This is a genomic window from Massilia sp. CFBP9026 (genome assembly GCF_034045165.1).
In the GTDB taxonomy this organism is placed as follows: Bacteria; Pseudomonadota; Gammaproteobacteria; order Burkholderiales; family Burkholderiaceae_D; genus Telluria; species Telluria arenae.
The window spans coordinates 375,445-393,711 of the sequence record NZ_JAXCWH010000003.1 but is presented as its reverse complement, the minus strand read 5'-3'; the positions used below and the strand labels follow the sequence as shown (position 1 = coordinate 393,711).

The following is an 18,267-nucleotide window of genomic DNA, read 5'->3' as shown; positions in this document are numbered from 1 at the left end:
ACCTGGTTCCCCGATCAGTGCCGCGCCAGCAGGCTGGCGACGCGTTCGTCGACCACGCGGCCATGGTCGCCGCTGGCGAGATCCGCGAAGACCTCGGCCAGGATCTCGTACTGCGAGACCCGGTCGTTGACGATCGCCTTGAGCTTGTTGCCGACCGGGTAGAAGAACAGGTTGGCCAGGCCGACGCCGTACACGGTCGAGACGAAAGCGACCGCGATGCCGGAACCCAGGCGCGCCGGGTCGGACAGGTTTTCCATCACGTGGATCAGGCCCAGCACGGCGCCCAGGATGCCGATCGTCGGCGCATAGCCGGCCGCCGACTCCCAGATGCGCGCCGCTTGCCGCTGGGCGAATTCATAGCCGTTGATCTCGTGTTCGAGCAGGCTGCGCAGCTTGTCCGGCGCGATGCCGTCCACCACCAGCCGCAGGCCCTTGGCCACGAAGGGGTCGGCCTTGGCCATGTACTGCTCGAGCGACAGCAGGCCGTCGCGGCGCGCCGTCTGGCTCCACAGGGTGATGTCGCGCGACAGCTTCTGGCGCCCGTTTTTGGGCGGCACGAATACCCAGCGCAGCATGCCGATGCCGCGCAGGAAGGTGCGCGTTTCGCTCTGCAGCAGTACGGCGCCGAAGGTGCCGACGACGACAATGGCGAAGGCGGCCGGCTGCATCAGCGATGCGAACCTGCCGCCGTCGAGCGTGTAGCCGAGGAAGATGCCGGCGATCGCCAGCACCAGGCCGATTACGCTGGCCCAGTCCATATATGCTCCCGCAAGGTGGTGCGCAGGCGCGCAACGGCCTGGGTGTGCAGCTGCGACACCCGCGATTCAGAGACGCCCATGACGGCGCCGATTTCCTTCAGGTTCAGCTCTTCTTCGTAGTACAGGCCCATCAACAGCTTTTCGCGCGGCGGCAGGTTGTCGATGGCCTCGATTACCGCGTGGCGGAAGTCGGTTTCCATCAGGCCGCGCAAGGGGTCGCTGTCATCCACCGCGTAACGGTCGAGGAAGTTGCCGTCGCCGTCGTCGTCATGGAAATCTTCGTAATAGAGCAGCTGGTGGCCGCCCGAGTCGGCCAGCATGTCCTGGTAATCCTCGAGCGAAAGCTTGAGCGACTTGGCCACTTCGGATTCGCTCGGCGGCCGGCCCAGGCGCTGCTGCAGCTCGTGCATCGCGCTCTCGACCTTGCGCATGTTCTGGCGCGTACTGCGCGGCATCCAGTCGCTGCTGCGCAGCTCGTCGAGCATGGCGCCGCGGATGCGCAGCACCGCATAGGTCTCGAACTGGGCGCCGTGGTTGTCTTCGTAGCGGTTGATGGCATCCAGCAGGCCGATCATGCCGGCTTGCACCAGGTCATCCACTTCCACCGAAGGCGGCAGCTTGGCCTTCATGTGGTGGGCAAGGCGCTTTACCAACGGCATATGCTCCGTCAGCAAAGAATTCTTGTCCGCTTTCCCTTTGACCGTGTACATGCTGGTGTAAGTCTTCTCTCTGCTTGTGCTCTATTGCCGATATCGATTACGAACCAAAGTGGGCTGCGCTCCCCTGCTTGCCGAACTGCGGCATGGCGTGCAGCGCGAACTTGCCTGCCAGCTGGCGAAACGCCACCGAAGCGCCGGCCAATGGGAAGGCGTCGACCACGGCCCGGCCCAGGCGCGCGGCCCGGTGCAAGTACTCGTCGGCCGGCACCGAGCCCATGAAACTGAGCTTGACGGCAAGGTAACGTGTTGCTGCTGCTGACATATTATCGTATACCACCTTGGCTTCTGCCTCTGTCGCACCGGTAACAAGGATCCCGAAAGGGCGCCGGCCCAGTTGCTGCGACAAGCGCTTGACCAGCGAATAGGCATTGGTGATCGACGCCGCGCTGGTGGATACCTGCACCACGATCTCGGATTCAACCATCGAGGCCACCGGGAAATCGCCGTCCGGGCCGAGTTCGGCGTCGACGATCACGATTCCCGATTGCAGCGCCAGCACGTCGAAGGTATTGCCCAGGCGACGAGCTTCGGCCGCCGTCTCGGGCGCGCCCATCGGCACCACCGAGAAGCCTTGCGGCGCCGGGCGGATCACCTGATTCAAGGCGCTTTCCTGGCGCGCCACCTGCAGCAGCGAGGCGCTGCGGTTCATGCCGAGCCGGCGTGCGACGCCGTATTCCACTTCGCAGGCGTCGACGATCAGCACGTCGTTGCCGGCCTGGGCCAGCGAGGCGCCCAGGTTGACCAGCATGGCGCCCTTGTCGTCTTCCGGCGTGGCCGACAGAAACGTGACCACGCGCGGACGCGGGCCCTGCAGCATGCGACGCAGGCCTTCGGCCTGGTCGAAATCGAAACTAGCCAAGGTTCACCTCGCGTGCGGCAGCGGATTGGGCGGCGGCCATCATCAGCGGCAGGTCGGCGTCTGCGGCCGCGTTGCCGCGGTTGCGGAAGGCGCGGTCGACCAGCATGGCGCGGTCGGCCACGTGCAGGTCTTCCGGCACGCGCTGGCCGTTCGAGATGTAGTGCAGGTTCAGCTTCTGGCGGATCACGACGTCGAGCACGCCGCCGATCGATGCGGCTTCGTCCATCTTGGTCATGATGGCGCCGTGCAGGCCGCTGCCCTGATAGGCGCGCACCACTTCGTTCAGCGTTTCGTTGGTCGAGGTCGAGTTCAGGCACAGCAGGCGCTTCACGTCGGCGCCCGAACCGGACAGCATGGCGACCTGCTCGGCCACCATGTGGTCGCGCTGCGACATGCCGATGGTGTCGATCAGCACGGTGTGCTTGTTGCGCAGTTCCTTCAGGGCGATGCGCAGGTCGGCTTCGTCCTTCACCGAGTGCACCATCACGCCCAGGATCTTGCCGTAGATGCGCAGTTGTTCGTGGCCGCCGATACGGTAGGCATCGGTGGTGATCAGGGCCAGCTTGTCCGGGCCGTGACGCATCACGCAGCGCGCGGCCAGCTTGGCGGTGGTGGTGGTCTTGCCGACGCCGGTCGGGCCGACCAGGGCGTAGACGCCGCCCTGCTCCAGCAGCGCGTCTTCGTTGCCGATGGTGGTCAGGTTACGGGTCAGCACGGACTTAACCCAGCGCATGGCTTCCGCGGCATCCTTGGTTGCCGGCATTTTTTCAATCAGGAAGCGCGCCAGGGTGGCCGAGAAACCGGCGGCCAGCATCTCGCGCAGCACGGTCGCCTTTTGCGGCTCGCGCTGGGCGGTGGCGTTCCACGACAGTTCGGCCAGCTGGGTTTCCATCAGGCCGCGCATGGCGCGGATCTCGCTCATCATGCCGTTCATTTCGGCGGCGGCCGATTCCTTGGCCTGGGAGATGGCGGCGCTCATCATCGAGGTCATGGCGCTCATGTCGATCGCCGGCTCCGCGGCCGGAGCGCGGCGCTCGGCGTAGGTCGGGGCTGGCTCGGCGTAGGCTGGTGCGATCGGTGCGGCTGGCGCGGCCGGGGCGGCGTCCTGCAGGCGGCGCGACAGGAAGGCTGGCGCTGGCGCCGGTGCGGCAGGCGCCACGTCGTCGAATTGCTGCAGCTGCAGGTTCGGCCGCGGCTGGGCCATTTCCGAATCGGCGGCCGGCGCGGCCAGCGAGGCCACGTCATCGTTGTCCAGCGCCAGGATCTCGACCTGGCCGTCGACTGGACGGTTGGAGAGGATGACGGCATCCGGCCCCAGCGCTTCGCGCACCTTGCGCAATGCATCTCGGGAAGTTGCTGCCGTAAATTTCTTAACCTTCATCTGGTTCTCCGCGCTTCAATCTGGTTCTGCATGACGGGCACGATGCCTGTCGATAGGAAGCATTATTGACGATGCCCTCAGGAAACCATCATGGGAAAAGGATGGGGAAAATGGTCTATTTCGACGGAATCAGTAAAACCGATACCTTTTGACGGAGTGACAAGCCGGATTTGTCGTCAAAAGGCGTCTATGGCTGGGCGATCTTTGCCGCCGCAGAAAGGTCTAAACAGACAAGGCCACCTTATCGATGGCGCAGGGAGGAGACCATGGTCAAATCAATTCGACTGTTGTACCGCAACGTCCAGGGCCGCGTGCGATGCAATTACAACTGGGACTGGCAAAAGATGTGCGAGCGCTCCGCCGTCATGGTCACCGCCGTGGAGTGGAGCGGTGGGGCTGGGCCGGGCGCTGTGACCTTTACCAGCGATTCCTCTCCCGGCCACCCCCACTTGGGCCAGGCCAATGTGTATGTGACCAATATCGGACCGCACGATTCCGAGGGCGGGCCAGGCGGCGTCGAGTTCTATCTGCATGCCGACTCCGACACGCCGCTGGATGTGCTGGTGACCATTACCGACCTTGGGCAGGTTGAGCGCACGGTGTTCGTCAAGTGACTGCTGCCGAACAGGCCAGTTTTGAGCAGGCTCATCGACGGCATACGCCATTTACCTATGATCGACAGCTTGGGAGCACAGCGCTCATGGAGATGGCGTGGGTCAGAAGAGTATTCCTGGCAGCACACTAAAAGTCTACGGAAGAGTGACCGTCCGGTGAAAAAGACAAACCAACGACTCATTCTCGCGCTATGGGTCATTTTTGCCAGCTTCGCCCTTACACATCTATGGATCGTCAATTCAAGTCGGCTCCCGACGATCCCCCAGCCATTCGCGATATGGCTTGTTGATCTGTATGGCGCAAACAATGCGGAAGAAATTCGGGATCTCGAGGTACTGCTCGGACTAGCCGTCGCGTTTCCTCTCGTCCTGGGACTCACATATTCGGGCATCCTTATTTGGCAACGTATCCGCGACCGCACAGTCGATCGATAGTCGACGCTCCCAGCGCGGCATTTACGGTCGCATTACATGGAGTTGACTGACCAGGCAGCATTCGCACGCCGCCCCCCCCTGTCACATTGCTATCACGTTGGGTCTGGCGCAAATACCGCCCGCTGGTGCTGCGCCCTGAACGATCAGGGTAGCCCCACGCCACGCCGGTATACCTGCCAAGGTATTGCGAAGACTCACTGACTGCCTACGCCATCTCCCTATGATCAAAAGCGTGTGGACTAAATTTCCAGGAGATAGCGCATGGTCGAGTGCACGTTCGAACTCAACGGCAAGCCAATGAGCCTGTTTAAGATAGGCGCTACTCACTTTCCAGCGTTCTCAGGCTTGGGAAGGCATGTGAACCAACGACAGTTCATTTGTACTCCCAACGTCGGTCCTATTCCTCCCGGCAGCTACTATATTGTGGACCATCAGTCGGGCGGCAGACTAGGCGCTCTACGTGATCTGTTACGAGACCGATCGGAGTGGTTCGCCCTCTATGCAGCCGACGGGAAGATTGATGACGAAGTATTTTGCGACAATGTAAAGCGAGGAAACTTCAGACTTCATCCGAACCGAGTCGGCGGCGTAAGCCAGGGATGCATCACTTTGGAGAGTCTGGCTGACTTCAATACTTTGCGCGCCCATCTCAAAGCAAGTAATCAGGTGGACGTTCCGGGGAAGCTCGCTACAGGCCTATGGAAGGGTCATCGTCAGGTGAACAAAACCGTTACGCGTTTTCTTCTCGCCATCTGGACCCTTGTCGCTACCGTCGCGCTCACCCGACTGATCCTTGTCCGCCCCGACCTTTTCCCTCGAGTTCCCGAGTCATTCGCACTCTGGGCAATCGATGTGTATGGTTCGACAAATGGCGAGGAACTGGCCGATCTCGAAACGCTGCTCGCACTTGGCTTTTCATTCATCGTCGTGCTGCTCGTCACGGCGCTCTGCAGATTCATCTGGCGCAGAGCCGGCCGCTTCACGGCGCTCGCCGACTGACCGGGCAGCACACGAACCGCCCTCCCCCATTACATCGGCACACCCACCAGGCTGGTCACCCGAATTGTTTTGCTCTCCGGCACTTCCGCATGCGACAGCACCTTCAGCTGCGGCACGGCGCGGCGCAGGAAGCGCGACAGCAGCACGCGCAGCGGGGCCGGCACCAGCAGCACCGGGGTGTGGCCCATCTGCTCCTGCTGGTTGGCCGAGTTGGCCGCCTGCTGGGCGATGGTGTCGGCCAGGCCCGGCTCGATGCCGGTACCGTCGCCGCCATTGCCCATGGCTTGCAGCAGCAGGCGCTCGAGGCGGTTGTCCAGGGTCATCACCGACAGCTCGTTCTCTCCCGGGAACAGCTGCTGGACGATGGCGCGGCCCAGGGCCACACGCACCACGGCGGTCAGTTCCGACGGATCCTGCGTAATGTTCGCGTGCTCCGACAGCGCCTCGATGACCGAGCGCATGTCGCGGATGTGCACGCCTTCGACCAGCAGGTTCTGCAGCACTTTTTGCAGGACCGACAGCGAGACGACCTTCGGCACCAGGTCTTCGACCAGCTTCGGCGTTTCCTTGCCCAGGTGGTCCAGCAGCGCCTGCACTTCCATGCGGCCCAGCAGTTCCGAGGCGTGCATCGTGATCAGGTGGTTCAGGTGGGTCGCCACGACAGTACCGGCGTCGACCACGGTGTAGCCCATGCTCTGCGCTTCGTCGCGCAGGCCGGCTTCGATCCAGGTGGCCGGCAGGCCGAAGGCCGGATCGGTGGTCACCAGGCCTGGCAAGGTGCCGCTGGCCATGCCGGGGTTGATCGCCAGGAACTGGCCATTGATCGCTTCGCCGCTGCCCACTTCCACGCCCTTGAGGGTGATGCGGTAGGCCGATGGCTTCAATTCCAGGTTGTCGCGGATGTGCACTGGCGGCGCCAGGAAGCCCACTTCTTGCGCGAACTTCTTGCGGATGCCCTTGATGCGCTTGAGCAGCTCGCCGCCCTGGTTCTTGTCGACCAGCGGAATCAGGCGGTAGCCGACTTCCAGGCCCAGGGTGTCGACCGGCATGACGTCCTGCCAGGTCGCTTCTTCGCTCTCGGCTGGCGCCTGCTTGGCGGCGGTGGCGTCGGCGGCGGCCGCGGCGGCCGCTTCTTCCTTGGCCGGCGCCGCCTTCTGGCGCTTCGAGATCATGTAGCCGGCGCCGGCCAACGAACCGGCCAGCAGCAGGAACACCAGGTTCGGCATGCCCGGGATCAGGCCCAGGCCGCCGATGATGGCGGCGGTGATGTACATCGATTCCGGACGCGCCATCAGCTGGTTGGTCAGCTGCGAGCTCACGTCTTCGTCGTTGGCCACGCGCGACACGACCATACCGGCCGCGATCGAGATGATCAGCGAAGGAATCTGCGCCACCAGGCCGTCACCGATGGCCAGCAGGGTGTAGATCTTGGTCGCTTCGCCGAAGGCCAGGTCGTGCATCACCACGCCGACGATCAGGCCGCCGACGATATTGATGACGGTAATCATGATACCGGCGACGGCGTCGCCTTTCACGTACTTCGAGGCGCCGTCCATGGCGCCGTAGAATTCGGCTTCCTGGCTGACTTCGGCGCGGCGCTTGCGGGCTTCGGCTTCGCCGATCAGGCCGGCGTTCAGGTCGGCGTCGATCGCCATCTGCTTGCCTGGCATCGCGTCCAGGGCGAAGCGTGCGCCGACTTCGGCGATACGGCCGGCGCCCTTGGTCACGACCGAGAAGTTGATGATGGTGAGGATGATGAAGACGACGATACCAACGGTATAGTTACCGCCGATCAGGAAGTGGCCGAAGGCCTCGATGACCTTGCCGGCGGCGGCGCCGCCGGTGTGGCCTTCGGTCAGGACGATACGGGTAGAGGCGACGTTCAGCGCCAGGCGCAGCATGGTCGAGACCAGCAGGATGGCCGGGAAGGCCAGGAAGTCGAGCGGTTTGACTGTATACAGTGCAGTCAGCAGCACGATGATCGACAGCGCGATATTGAAGCTGAAGAACACGTCGAGCACGAAAGCCGGCAACGGCAGGATCATCATTGCCAGCAGCATGATGATCAGGATCGGCGCTGCCGCCTTGCTGCCTTGCGCACCAAGGCCGCTCATCCAGGCTGGCAGTTTCATGCTGTTGGTCATTCAATCTCCGTGTTCAGTTCAGTTCGGCCCCCCTGGCGTGAAAGGCGCTTGCGACGCCGGGTTCAGCGGGTCCATCTCGTCAGGCACTTTCAACTTCGTCGGGCGATCCGGGTAATCCCCGTCACCCTTCTTGTAGGCGCGCAGCTGGTAGACATAAGCCAGCACTTCCGCCACCGCCGAGTACAGCTTTTCCGGGATCTCGTCGTCGATATCGGTATGCTTGTACAGGGCGCGGGCCAGGGCCGGGGCTTCCATCAGCGTGACCTTGTGTTCCTGGCCCAGCTCGCGGATCTTGGCGGCCACGTCGTCGATGCCCTTGGCCACGACCCGCGGCGCGCCTTTGCCATCCGTATACTTCAGCGCCACTGCATAGTGGGTCGGGTTAGTGACAATCACATCTGCAGTAGGAACATTTTGCATCATCCGGCCCCGGGCCATTTCGCGCTGCAGCTGGCGAATCTTCCCCTTAATCTGAGGATTGCCGTCCGACTCCTTCGATTCCTGGATCATTTCCTGGCGCGTCATTTTCAGTTTGTCTTTCCAGTGCCACAACTGGTAAGGACCGTCGATCAGGGCGATGAAGCCCAGCGCGCCGACGATGAACAGGAAGGATTTGCCGATCATGGCGCCCACGTGGGCGCTGCTTTCGTTGAGGGGTTCGACCGCCAGGCCCAGCATCGCCTCCTTCTGGCCGCTGACGACGATATAGGCCACCACGCCCACCACGATGGTCTTGGCCACCGCCTTGAACAGCTCGACCAGGGCGTTTTTCGAAAACATATTGCCAATACCCTTGATCGGGTTCAGCTTTCCGAAATTGGGCATGAACGCCTTGGACGAGAACAGCCAGCCGCCGATCAGGAGCGGCGACACCAGGGCGATGACCATGATGGCGCCGGCGATCGGCAGGCAGGCCAGCAGCACGCCCACCAGGTCGTTGAGGATGCGTTCGATCAGGATGGCGGGATTGAAGACCTGCTCACGGTCGAGCGTCAGGCCGGACTTGAGCGCCAGGCTCAGCTTACCGACGAGCATGCCCCCAAAGGCCCACAGGCAAGCCCCGGCGGTCATCAGGACGGTAAAGGTGGCCAGCTCCCGCGATCTGGGAACGTCGCCGTCCTCGCGCGCCTTCTCGATCTTCCGGGGCGATGCGTCTTCTGTCTTCTCTGCGTCGCTATCTTCCGACATCCGTACTCCGCCAAAACTATGTCACATGCGCCTTTGTACCGCGCAAATGAAATTATCGCCGGAATTGCCGTGCGGCCAGGAAGAAAACAGAGGGAGGAACCAGCCGCTGTTCGCGGCTGGTAGGCGTTACATGCGGCGGCGGACGAAGGCCCGGGCCGGCTGCTCGCGGCCAAGGTCGGACAAGGGCGTTGCCTGGTTGGCCGCGCTCGGCTTGGCGACGCGGGCCGCCACGATGACCGGAGAGATGACCGGCGTAATCACCGGCGCCGACATCGGGACGATCGGGGCGATTGGGGAGGCGATCGGCTTGACGACCTTGACCGTGGCCGTGGTGGCCGGCGCCAGCGGGGCGGCGGCCATATGGGTCGGCAGGCGGCGGCGGGCGCGCCAGGCGGCGACCACCAGGCCGTAGACGGCCAGGTACAGCGCGAAACTGGCGACCACACCCTGCATCAGCACGTCGGGCGTGCCGGCATGGTTGACGGCCAGCGCCGCCGGCACCAGGGCGATGCTCCACGACACCGGCGACACGCAGGCATTGCGCAGCGGCGCCGGCAGCATGCGCAGGTAGCGCGCGGTGATCGCCGTCTTGACCAGGCTGTGCAGGTGCCAGCTATCCGGATGGCCCGGATGGCGGCGGCACCACAGGCGGCGGCAGATGGTGAACAGGGTTTCGAAGACCGGATAGGCGCAGGCCAGCAGCGGGGCCCAGGCCGAAACCGACGGATTGCGGTAGACCAGCATCACCGACAGCCAGGCCAGCAGGAAGCCAAGCAGGTAGGCGCCGCCGTCGCCGAGGAATAATTTACCAAACGGGAAATTGACGACAAAGAAGCCGGCCGTCACCGCGCAGATCACGAAGCACAGCTGGGCCAGGTGGACGTCGCCGGCGCCCAGGGCCATCAGGCCCAGGGTGGCCAGGCCGATCACGACCGTGCCGCTGGCCAGGCCGTTGAAACCGTCGATGATGTTGACCGCATTGGCCACGCCGCCCACCGCGAAGGCGGTGAACAGCACCGAGAACGGCAGCCAGCCCAGCAGGCCGTCGATCAGCGGCAGGCCGGTGTATTGCAGGGTGACGCCTGTCAGGAACCAGCAGACCGCGCCGCTGGCCATGGTCGCCAGCAGGCGCGCGCGCACCGACACGGTGCGGGTCAGGTCTTCGGCCAGGCCGAACACGAAAGCCGGCAACGCGGCCACCAGCACCGGCAGCAGCAGTTCCTGCTGCGCCTGCGGCAGGACGCCCAGCGCCATCCACAGGCCGATCATGATGGCGGCGCCGCCGATGCGCGGGGTCGGGGTGATATGGAATTTCTGCACACCGCGCGTCGCGTCAAGCGAATAGCGCCCATGCCAGCGTGTGGTGAACACGAGCAGGAGGGAGCAGATCAGCGATGTGGCAAAGCCGATTTCGAGGCCGGCCATGGGAAGGTTATTAATACTCATAGAACCACTTTGTTAACTCGTCAATTCTAGCGCATTTCTCGTTGATTTTCCGGCAAACGTGCCCGGGCACGGATTCTATCCCAATGTCACAAATGCTCTGTTCCGTAATGCAAGCCATTGATTGTGCAAGAACAATTCGACGATTCTAGGTAGGTTGCGATCTGCCAATCAATCGCCCTGAAACTTCTCCTAATATTTCTCGACAAATTGTTACACTTTTCTCCAGTGATATTTGGATAGATTTATTTCTTGTTCACAAATAAGGTGGACCATGGCGAAACATAATCGCAATCCGCAAACTTTCATTTTCTGCATTGTGTTATGCCTGAGCGCGCTGTACCCGGGAATGGCCCGGCCGCAGGGCGTCCCCTCCCCCGAATTACTGGAAGCCCGGGCCCGCCTGCTGGAAGCGGAAACCCGGCGGGCGCTGGCCGAAGCCGAGCGCGCCGAACTGCTGGCGCGCCTGCCGCCGGTCCAGGCCAAGGCCTTGAGCGGCAACGTCGAAGCGGGCAAGCTCGGCGCGGCCGGCCTGGCGCGCGCCTTCGACCTGGCGCTGGAACTCGCACATGAAGTCTGCGCCGGCCTGCCCCAGGATCGCCAGGTCACCCTGTACGACCCGGGGGTCAGCCAGGGCGTGGTGGCGGCGCGCACCGTCGACGGCGCCCTTGCACGCACCGCGCAGGAATTGGCCGAGCGCAATCTCGAGCTGCAACGCTACATTAACGCGCAGACCCCGGAATCGGCTGACCGCCGCCCGGCAATACCGCTGATCTGGCTCACGACGCCCACGGTATTGCTGCGCGCCGGCGCCGACCTGGCCAGCCTGTTCAAGAGCGACGCGACGCTGGCCGGCAGCGCCTATGGCGACGGCGCACGCGCCCTGTTCGCCAGCGCGCTCGCGCGCAGCTGCCCCGCCCGCCTCGCCGGGCTGAGCGGCGGCTATATGGGCGAACTCGACATCGCGCGGCATGACCGCCTGCTCGAGCGCGTCAGGCTGATGGGGACCGAGCGGTCGGTGCTGGCCCAGCACGCGGTGCGGCTGGAGGTGCTGGCCGACGCCGCCAAGGGCGAGCTCAAGAAAGAGCTGCAGGCCGTCGAGGCCGCCGCCAGGGCCCAGCTGAAGGCGGTCGACGCCTTCAGCGAGGGCTTACGCGCGGGCGAGGCCAGCGACAAGAGTCCCCTGTTCACCGCCGCGCGCTACCTCGGCCAGGCCGAACGCAGTGCCGGCGCCCTGGTGCTGGACGTCGACCTGCGGCTGGAAGGCCTGACCCAGGTGCGCGGCAACCTGTTCGGCGGCGAACGCCTGTCCCTGTCCGGCGTGGCCTTCCTGTGGTACCGGCTGCACGAGCCGGACGGCCGCCTGCTGCGCGCCGACGCGCTGCGCCGGGTCAGCCGGCCGGTGGAGGTGCAATTACGTGGCGAGCGCGTTTCCGACGAATTCTGGAACTCGCAACGTTGAACAATAGTTACCCATAACCAACGTCATCCCCGCGAAGGCGGGGATCCAAGTGCTGCCCGCACCACAGGGCTGCATGCAAACTTAGGCCCCCGCCTGCGCGGGGGCGACGTGCACGTGTCTCAGGCCGAATCCGGATGTTTGAGCGTCTGCTCGATCGCCCCAAACAGCGATTTGCCGTTCTCATCGAGCATCTCGATGCGCACCGTGTCGCCGAAGCGCAGGTACTGGGTGACGGCTTCGCCGCCATCGATCGTTTCCTGCCAGCGCTGGGTGGAGATGCTGGCGTAACCCGGCGTGTGGCGGCGCGTTGCGCGGTTCGCCACCACGCCGGCGCCGACGACCGTGCCCGCCGCGACCTTGCGGCTGCCGGCCAGCGCCGCCAGCAATTGCGGGAAATTGAAGGCCATGTCCTCGCCCGCCTCCAGGGTGCCGACCGGATTGCCGTTCCACACCACCCGCAGCGGCAGCGCGGCCTTGCCGCCGCGCCAGGCCTCGCCCAGCTCGTCCGGCGTCACCGCCACCGGCGCGAAGGCCGTTGCCGGCTTTGCATGCAGCAGGCCCAGGCCCGCGGCCCGCTCATCTGCCACCAGGTTCTGCAAGGTCACGTCATTGGCCAGCAACAGCAGGCGGATCTGGCCGTGCGCCTGGTCCGGCGTCGCGCCCTGCGCCAGGTCGCCGCTCACGACTGCCAGTTCGGCGCCGAAATCGATACCCCATTCCTCGCGCGCCAGCACCAGCTCTTGCCGCGGACCGAGGAAACCGTCGCTCGCCGCCCAGGCCAGCTGCGGCGCCTCGCGCCAGGCCGCCGGCAGTTCGCGCCCCAAGGCGCGGTGCTCCAGCTCGTGGTGATGCAGATAGGCGGCGCCGCACACGCGCCCGCTCGCGCGCGGCAGCGGGGCCATGCAGCGGGCCGGGTCGAAGTCGAACGGACGGCGCGCCTTGCCCTCGTTCAGTTGGCGGTACAGGGCGTCGAGCTGGGGCGCGATGAAAGCCCAGTCGTCGAGGGCGGCGCGCAGGCTGGGCGCGATGCCGTCGGCGACGTGGGCGGTTTTGAGGTCACGCGACACCACGGCCAGCTGGCCGTCGCGCGTGCCGTCGTCGAGCGTGGCGAGTTTCATGGAGGGGCCTCTTGGTTCGAGGCCGCCATTTTACGATACCGCTCAGTACTTGACGATGACGCCGGCGCCGAGCGAACGCTGGAAGTAGTTGTAGTCGATCATGCTCTGGCCATAGCCGGCGAAGGCATTGATATAGCCCTTGACCGGGCCCGCCAGCGGGAAGGCCCATCCGACCTGGACCGCACCTTTGTCGGTGCTGAAGTTACGGCGGACCATGGCGGACAGTTCGTGGCCGCCATTCAGGCGGTAATTGCCTTCCAGCTCGAAGCGGCCCATGTAGTCGATGATGTCCGGATTATTGTCGTCATCGAACGACTCATTGACGCGTTTCCAGACCTTGGCCGTCATGGTCAGCGGGCCGCGCTCCAGGCCGACCTGGGCATAGAAGCGGTTCCAGCTGCGCGACAGGGTCGACGACTGGCCATTCGACTGGTGCACGAAGCCCAGGTTCAGGAAGCGCACGTTGACGCCGGCCAGCGCGTAGTCGAGCGGCGTGACGACCATGACCTCGGGCTGGTAATTGGTCTCGCGGAACGGGCTGGACGCCTCGTGGTTGGCCGCCTGCCAGAAGCTGTTCTGGGTATAGCCGAACCAGACGTCGACCGGCAGTTCGAACAGCGTTTCGGCCATCTTCATCTTGAAGCTGAGCTGGAATTCCAGCTCGGCCTTCGACAGGCCCTCGGCATCCGGATCGGTGGCCAGGAAGTCGCGGTACGGCTCTTCGTTCGGGCGGTGGGTGCGGGTCGCCATCAGGTAGCTCGGGCGGTGCGGACGGAACTTGAACACGCCGCGCTTGTCGCGCGGGTCGAGTTCCCAATGGCTGCTCAGCGTGTACTGGGACGCGGCCTGTACCACCGGATCGACCGAGGCGGTGCTGTCCACCGCGCTGGTGCGCGGCGCATCGAAGGCGCCCTCGGCCACAGGCGCCGTGGTCGGCACCGGCGCCACGGCGCCGGGCGTGGTGGGCGTGGCGACGGCCGCGGTAGCCGGGCCGGTACTGGCGGCGGCGGCCTTCTGGCTGGCAACGACGCCGTCGAAGCAGGCCAGGCGCTGGCCGGCATCCGCAATGGCGGCGCATTCCGCCATGGTTTGCGGCGCGGTCTGGGCCAATGCCGGCAAGGCCAGCAGGAGCGGAATCAGGGCGATGGTGTGGGGAAGTCTCGGGCGATAAGCGTGCATATTTATTGTTCTATATCAAAACGTTCGCGCAGCAACTGATGTTCAGTTGCCATCGCGCGTAAGTGTCGCGGATATTTCTTATCGATGTCGCACGTATTGCATTCAGGCATGCGGCAAACGGCCCCGGCCCTGACTGCGGATCGATCAGGCAGGCACCAGCAGGTCGAGCTGGGCCTGGTCCAGGAAGCACCATTCGCCCTCTTCGAGGCCGAGCGATTCCAGGGTCAGGCCGCCGATCTGCGAGCGGTGCAGCGCGCTGCAGTGATTGCCGGCGGCGGCCAGCATCCGTTTGACCTGGTGGTATTTGCCCTGCTCCAGGACGATCTCGAGGGTATGTTCGCCGCGTTGGACGCAGGATACCGCCGTCAAAGGCGCCGGTTCGTCGTTCAGCTGCACGCCGGCCAGCATGTGGGCGACCAGCTCGGCTGTCACCGGCTCGGCGGTCGTGGCCTGGTAGACCTTGGGCACGTGGCGCTTGGGCGAGGACTGGGCGTGGATGAAGGGGCCGTCGTCCGACATCAGGAGCATGCCCGTGGTGTCGTGGTCGAGGCGGCCGACCGGCTGTACATCGCGCCAGGTGAACTGTTCCGGCAGCAAGGTCAGCACTCCCGGATGGTGGCTCGGCTTGCGCGAGCATTCGAAGTTGGCTGGCTTGTACAGCGCGATGTAGGCGTGCTCGCGATAAGGCCATTCTTCGTCGAACACCGTCAGGACCAGGCCGTCGGTGTCGAAGGTGGCCTTGTAGCTGTCGACGGTCTCGCCGTTGACGGCGACGTCGCCGTCCTCGATCAGCGCGCGGCAATATTTGCGGGTGCCGAATCCCTGCGATTGCAGGATACGGTCTAGGGACAATTTACTCATGGGCCGAGACTTTACCAGATGCGCAGGCGCTATGGGGAGGGTTGCCAGGCACACCTGTTAGCGTTATCGGGTAAATTTGTTACCGTTACCTCTAACCCATTTTGCATGCATTCGTTCATTTGAGCAGCGTCAAGCCTTTCGAAATTCGCATTGATAGACTTCAACACGTTAGGAATCCGCCTAACGGCACCTAAGGCGTCTTTGTCATGGGGAAGCCATAGCCAGAGGATAGGAATGAACGTGAACGACGATCTCGACACAGCAAATGGAAAGCTTTCCGCTCAAGAGTCCCATTGTGCGCGCCAACGGCTCGCCAAGGACCACGCGGCGCTTTTCCCCACCCGACTCGCCATGGCGCGCTGGCGCGGCGGCGGCCTCCCCCACCTCCATGGCGGCCACCCACCGTTGCGCGCCGCCTGGTATGCCCGCACCGTGCGCGACCACCAGGCTTGGCTCGACCGTGGCGGCTTCGCCCAACACGAACAGCTGGCACCCTTGCGAAAGCCGGCGATGTGGCATCCGCCACAAGCGAACTTGTCACAAGGCGGCTTGCAAGTCCCACAACAACATAACCAATACCCTACGCAGCAGAATTCGCAGTCACCCTGCCGTTCGGATCGCGACGGCGATTCCCGGCAGTGCGGCACTTGTACCTGAACCGGCACGCCTCCCGGCAGGACGCCGGAGGCACCCCGATGAGACCGGAAAACAGGGCGACGGAAAAACTGGAAGAGAGCAGTAGCCGTACCGATAAGGTACAAGCCGATGAAGTGCAGATTGGTGAAGTGCAAAAATGAAAACGACGGCCAAGGCCGTCGTTTCCGTTCCTGCGGCAGGCGCGCCATGCGGCAAGCCTCCCAGGGACGTACTACCATGAGGAATTGAATTCTCTCGAAACCGCACTGCGTGCGGTGGATAGCGTGTCGCCGTCCGGGCCGACCGAAGCATTTGCCTCTTGACCCTTGCTGCTCGCGCTACCGTTCCACTATAGACGCTCGCCGTCTGTATTCAAGTACAAAATGCTCAGCGCAATTTCGGCACGGCGCCGTGATACGCCGCCTTGACCGCGCTTTCGCCGACCGCAGCGCCAAATTTCTTGAGCACTCTTTCTGGCAGGCCTTCGTGCGCCGTGTAGTCGACGATGTCCTCGGCCTTGACGATGTCGCGCGCCACCGTGTCGACGGTGCCGAAGGCGTCGGCCAGGCCCATGTCGACCGCCTTGGCGCCGGTCCAGTACAGGCCGGAGAAGGTTTCCGGGGTTTCCTTCAGGCGCTTGCCGCGCCCGGCGCGCACCACCGCGATGAATTGCTGGTGGATCTCGTTGAGCATCTCCTGGGCGTGCTCGCGGTGCTTCGCCGACTGCGGGCTGAACGGATCCATGAAACCCTTGTTCTCGCCGGCCGTCATCAGGCGCCGCTCGATGCCGAGCTTGTCCATGGTGCCGGTGAAGCCGAAGCTGTCCATCAGCACGCCCACCGAGCCGACGATCGAGGCCTTGTTAACGTAGATACGGTCGGCCGCCGAGGCGATGTAATAGCCGCCCGAGGCGCAAATCTCGTCCACCACCACGTACAGCGGTTTATCGGGGTAGCCGCGTTTGAGGCGCTGGATCTCGTCCACGATGATGCCGGCCTGCACCGGGCTGCCGCCGGGACTGTCGATGCGCAGCACCACCGCCGCCGAGCCGGGATCGGAAAACGCCTTGTTGAGCGAAGGAATCACGGTATCGGCCGCGCCGCTGCCCTCGGCTTCGATCTCGCCGTTAATTTCGATCAGGGCCGTGTGGCGGCCCAGGTTTTCGACGTCGCCGCTGCCGAAATTGAAGTCGTAATAGGCCCACAGCGCCAGCAAGGCCACGGTGAGGAAACTCAGTTTGAAGAAAATACTCCAGCGCCGGGCACGGCGCCGCTCCTGGACGGTGGCGAACACCAGTTTCTCGAGCGTTTCGCGCTCCCAGTTGCCAATCGTCGGATTCGATGCGAGCCGGCTGTCGCCGGGGTGGTTCGTTTGGTCACTCATAAAGTCGGATGGGTCGACGGCGAGCGCTATCCCTGCGCAGGCGCGCGGAACCGCTCGTCGGGCAGCCAGTATATCTCGCCCGCGCCTTCATGTACGGCGATCGGATGCAGGCGCCCGCCGCGGCACGGACCGCCGGTGCACTTGCCGCTGCCGGGCTCGTAGACCGCGCCGTGGGTGGCGCACATCAGGTACTGGCCGCCGGACTCGAAGAACTCCCCTTCGCGCCAGTCGAGCTCGATCGGAACGTGGGCGCAACGGTTCAGGTAGCCATAGACCTGGCCGCCGTGGCGGATCACGAAACCGGTGGCCGGCTGCCCCCAGGCCTGCAGCGCAAAACGCACGCCGCGGCCGGAGTCGACCAAATCATCGGCATCACACACAAACAGGCGCTCATCTTCCGCCATCTGCAAACTTCCTGGCTCAGGCATGCTCGAGCAGCCAGGCATGCAACTCGGGGATCGAGCGCGCCGAGAACAATGGATGGCAGGCTTGCAGCTGGGACACCGGGTGTGCGCCGAACTCGACGGCGATGCCGGACGCGCCGGCATTGTTCGCCATCAGGAGATCGTGGGTGGTGTCGCCGATCATCACGGTGCGGCGCAGGTCCTGGCCCAGCTCACGGGTCAGTTCTTGCAGCATGGCGGGATGGGGCTTCGAGAATGTCTCATCCGCGCAACGTGTAGCGTCGAAGATCGACAGCAGGCCGGTGGCGTTCAGGGCCCGGTTGAGGCCCACCCGGCTCTTGCCCGTGGCCACGGCCAGAAAGTAACCCTCGTTATTAAGATCGGCCAACATCTCCCGAACGCCCTTGAACAGCACCAGTTCGTGATCCTTGGTCAGAAAATGATAGCGATAGCGCTCGACCATGCGCGGGTACATGGCCGGCTGGATGTCGGGCATCACCGCCTGCATCGCCTCAGCCAGGCCGAGGCCGATGACATGGGCAGCCGAACTGTCGCTCGGAACCGGCAGGCTGAGGTCGCGCGCCGCCGCCTGGATGCACTTGACGATGGCGGCCGTGCTGTCCATCAGCGTGCCGTCCCAGTCGAACACGATCAGGTCAAATTGTTTTCTTGCCATTAGTTAGC

Annotated in this window: 17 protein-coding genes; 4 read left to right on the top strand and 13 right to left on the bottom strand. The window is 64.0% G+C overall.

Annotation, left to right across the window (positions count from 1 at the left end):
- Positions 1-14: 14 nt before the first annotated feature.
- The 4 genes from SOM28_RS10125 to flhF are packed head-to-tail and all read right to left on the bottom strand — an operon-like array spanning position 15 to position 3,717.
- Complete coding sequence (locus SOM28_RS10125; RefSeq protein ID WP_147936417.1) at positions 15-758, bottom strand: flagellar motor protein; 744 nt, start codon at positions 756-758, stop codon at positions 15-17.
- A complete protein-coding gene (locus SOM28_RS10120; RefSeq protein ID WP_109346661.1) occupies positions 740-1,468 on the bottom strand; it encodes an RNA polymerase sigma factor FliA in 729 nt (242 codons plus the stop codon). Before SOM28_RS10120 ends, SOM28_RS10125 begins: the two co-directional genes overlap by 19 nt.
- A gap of 46 nt (positions 1,469-1,514) precedes the next feature.
- Positions 1,515-2,336 carry a MinD/ParA family ATP-binding protein gene (locus SOM28_RS10115; protein ID WP_123070318.1) on the bottom strand — a complete coding sequence of 274 codons (822 nt, stop codon included), beginning with the start codon at positions 2,334-2,336 and terminating at the stop codon, positions 1,515-1,517.
- Positions 2,329-3,717, bottom strand: a complete 1,389-nt coding sequence (gene flhF, locus SOM28_RS10110) for a flagellar biosynthesis GTPase FlhF (RefSeq protein ID WP_320468018.1) — start codon at positions 3,715-3,717, stop codon at positions 2,329-2,331. The genes SOM28_RS10115 and flhF overlap by 8 nt, the downstream gene beginning before the upstream one ends.
- A gap of 266 nt (positions 3,718-3,983) precedes the next feature.
- Between flhF and SOM28_RS10105 the strand changes: the two genes are divergently transcribed.
- The gene (locus SOM28_RS10105) at positions 3,984-4,331 is read left to right on the top strand and encodes a hypothetical protein (RefSeq protein ID WP_123070316.1); all 348 of its coding nucleotides are present in this window, start codon (positions 3,984-3,986) and stop codon (positions 4,329-4,331) included.
- A 696-nt stretch (positions 4,332-5,027) separates the two neighbouring features.
- Positions 5,028-5,765 carry a DUF2778 domain-containing protein gene (locus tag SOM28_RS10100; protein WP_320468017.1) on the top strand — a complete coding sequence of 246 codons (738 nt, stop codon included), beginning with the start codon at positions 5,028-5,030 and terminating at the stop codon, positions 5,763-5,765.
- Between the two features lie 29 nt (positions 5,766-5,794).
- On the opposite strand, the gene flhA is transcribed toward SOM28_RS10100, so the two are convergent.
- From flhA to SOM28_RS10085, 3 genes are all read right to left on the bottom strand, one after another.
- A complete protein-coding gene (flhA, locus tag SOM28_RS10095; protein WP_320468016.1) occupies positions 5,795-7,909 on the bottom strand; it encodes a flagellar biosynthesis protein FlhA in 2,115 nt (704 codons plus the stop codon).
- A gap of 18 nt (positions 7,910-7,927) precedes the next feature.
- Positions 7,928-9,097: a flagellar biosynthesis protein FlhB gene (gene flhB / locus SOM28_RS10090; RefSeq protein ID WP_123070312.1), complete on the bottom strand. Its 1,170-nt coding sequence runs from the start codon at positions 9,095-9,097 to the stop codon at positions 7,928-7,930.
- A gap of 126 nt (positions 9,098-9,223) precedes the next feature.
- Positions 9,224-10,522 (bottom strand): MraY family glycosyltransferase, encoded by a 1,299-nt coding sequence (locus SOM28_RS10085; RefSeq protein WP_320468015.1) that lies wholly within the window; start codon positions 10,520-10,522, stop codon positions 9,224-9,226.
- A gap of 367 nt (positions 10,523-10,889) precedes the next feature.
- Here SOM28_RS10085 and SOM28_RS10080 point away from each other — a divergent pair, with 367 nt between their 5' ends.
- Positions 10,890-12,002, top strand: coding sequence for a hypothetical protein (locus SOM28_RS10080; RefSeq protein WP_320468014.1), 1,113 nt, complete (start codon positions 10,890-10,892; stop codon positions 12,000-12,002).
- 119 nt (positions 12,003-12,121) lie between these two features.
- Here SOM28_RS10080 and SOM28_RS10075 read toward each other — a convergent pair whose 3' ends face one another.
- From SOM28_RS10075 to SOM28_RS10065, 3 genes are all read right to left on the bottom strand, one after another.
- A complete protein-coding gene (locus SOM28_RS10075) occupies positions 12,122-13,120 on the bottom strand; it encodes a fumarylacetoacetate hydrolase family protein (RefSeq protein ID WP_320468013.1) in 999 nt (332 codons plus the stop codon).
- A gap of 42 nt (positions 13,121-13,162) precedes the next feature.
- The gene (locus SOM28_RS10070; protein WP_320468012.1) at positions 13,163-14,299 is read right to left on the bottom strand and encodes a phospholipase A; all 1,137 of its coding nucleotides are present in this window, start codon (positions 14,297-14,299) and stop codon (positions 13,163-13,165) included.
- A 144-nt stretch (positions 14,300-14,443) separates the two neighbouring features.
- Positions 14,444-15,160, bottom strand: a complete 717-nt coding sequence (locus SOM28_RS10065; protein WP_123070328.1) for a pseudouridine synthase — start codon at positions 15,158-15,160, stop codon at positions 14,444-14,446.
- 234 nt (positions 15,161-15,394) lie between these two features.
- On the opposite strand from SOM28_RS10065, the gene SOM28_RS10060 reads away from it, so the two are divergent.
- On the top strand, positions 15,395-15,817 hold the full coding sequence (locus SOM28_RS10060; protein ID WP_148044040.1) for a hypothetical protein: 423 nt from the start codon (positions 15,395-15,397) through the stop codon (positions 15,815-15,817).
- A gap of 366 nt (positions 15,818-16,183) precedes the next feature.
- Here SOM28_RS10060 and SOM28_RS10055 read toward each other — a convergent pair whose 3' ends face one another.
- The 3 genes from SOM28_RS10055 to SOM28_RS10045 are packed head-to-tail and all read right to left on the bottom strand — an operon-like array spanning position 16,184 to position 18,259.
- The gene (locus SOM28_RS10055; protein ID WP_123070326.1) at positions 16,184-17,179 is read right to left on the bottom strand and encodes a S49 family peptidase; all 996 of its coding nucleotides are present in this window, start codon (positions 17,177-17,179) and stop codon (positions 16,184-16,186) included.
- A gap of 26 nt (positions 17,180-17,205) precedes the next feature.
- The gene (locus tag SOM28_RS10050; protein ID WP_123070325.1) at positions 17,206-17,583 is read right to left on the bottom strand and encodes a Rieske (2Fe-2S) protein; all 378 of its coding nucleotides are present in this window, start codon (positions 17,581-17,583) and stop codon (positions 17,206-17,208) included.
- Positions 17,584-17,599: 16 nt separating this feature from the next.
- Positions 17,600-18,259: an HAD-IIIA family hydrolase gene (locus SOM28_RS10045; protein ID WP_320468011.1), complete on the bottom strand. Its 660-nt coding sequence runs from the start codon at positions 18,257-18,259 to the stop codon at positions 17,600-17,602.
- Positions 18,260-18,267 lie beyond the last annotated feature (8 nt).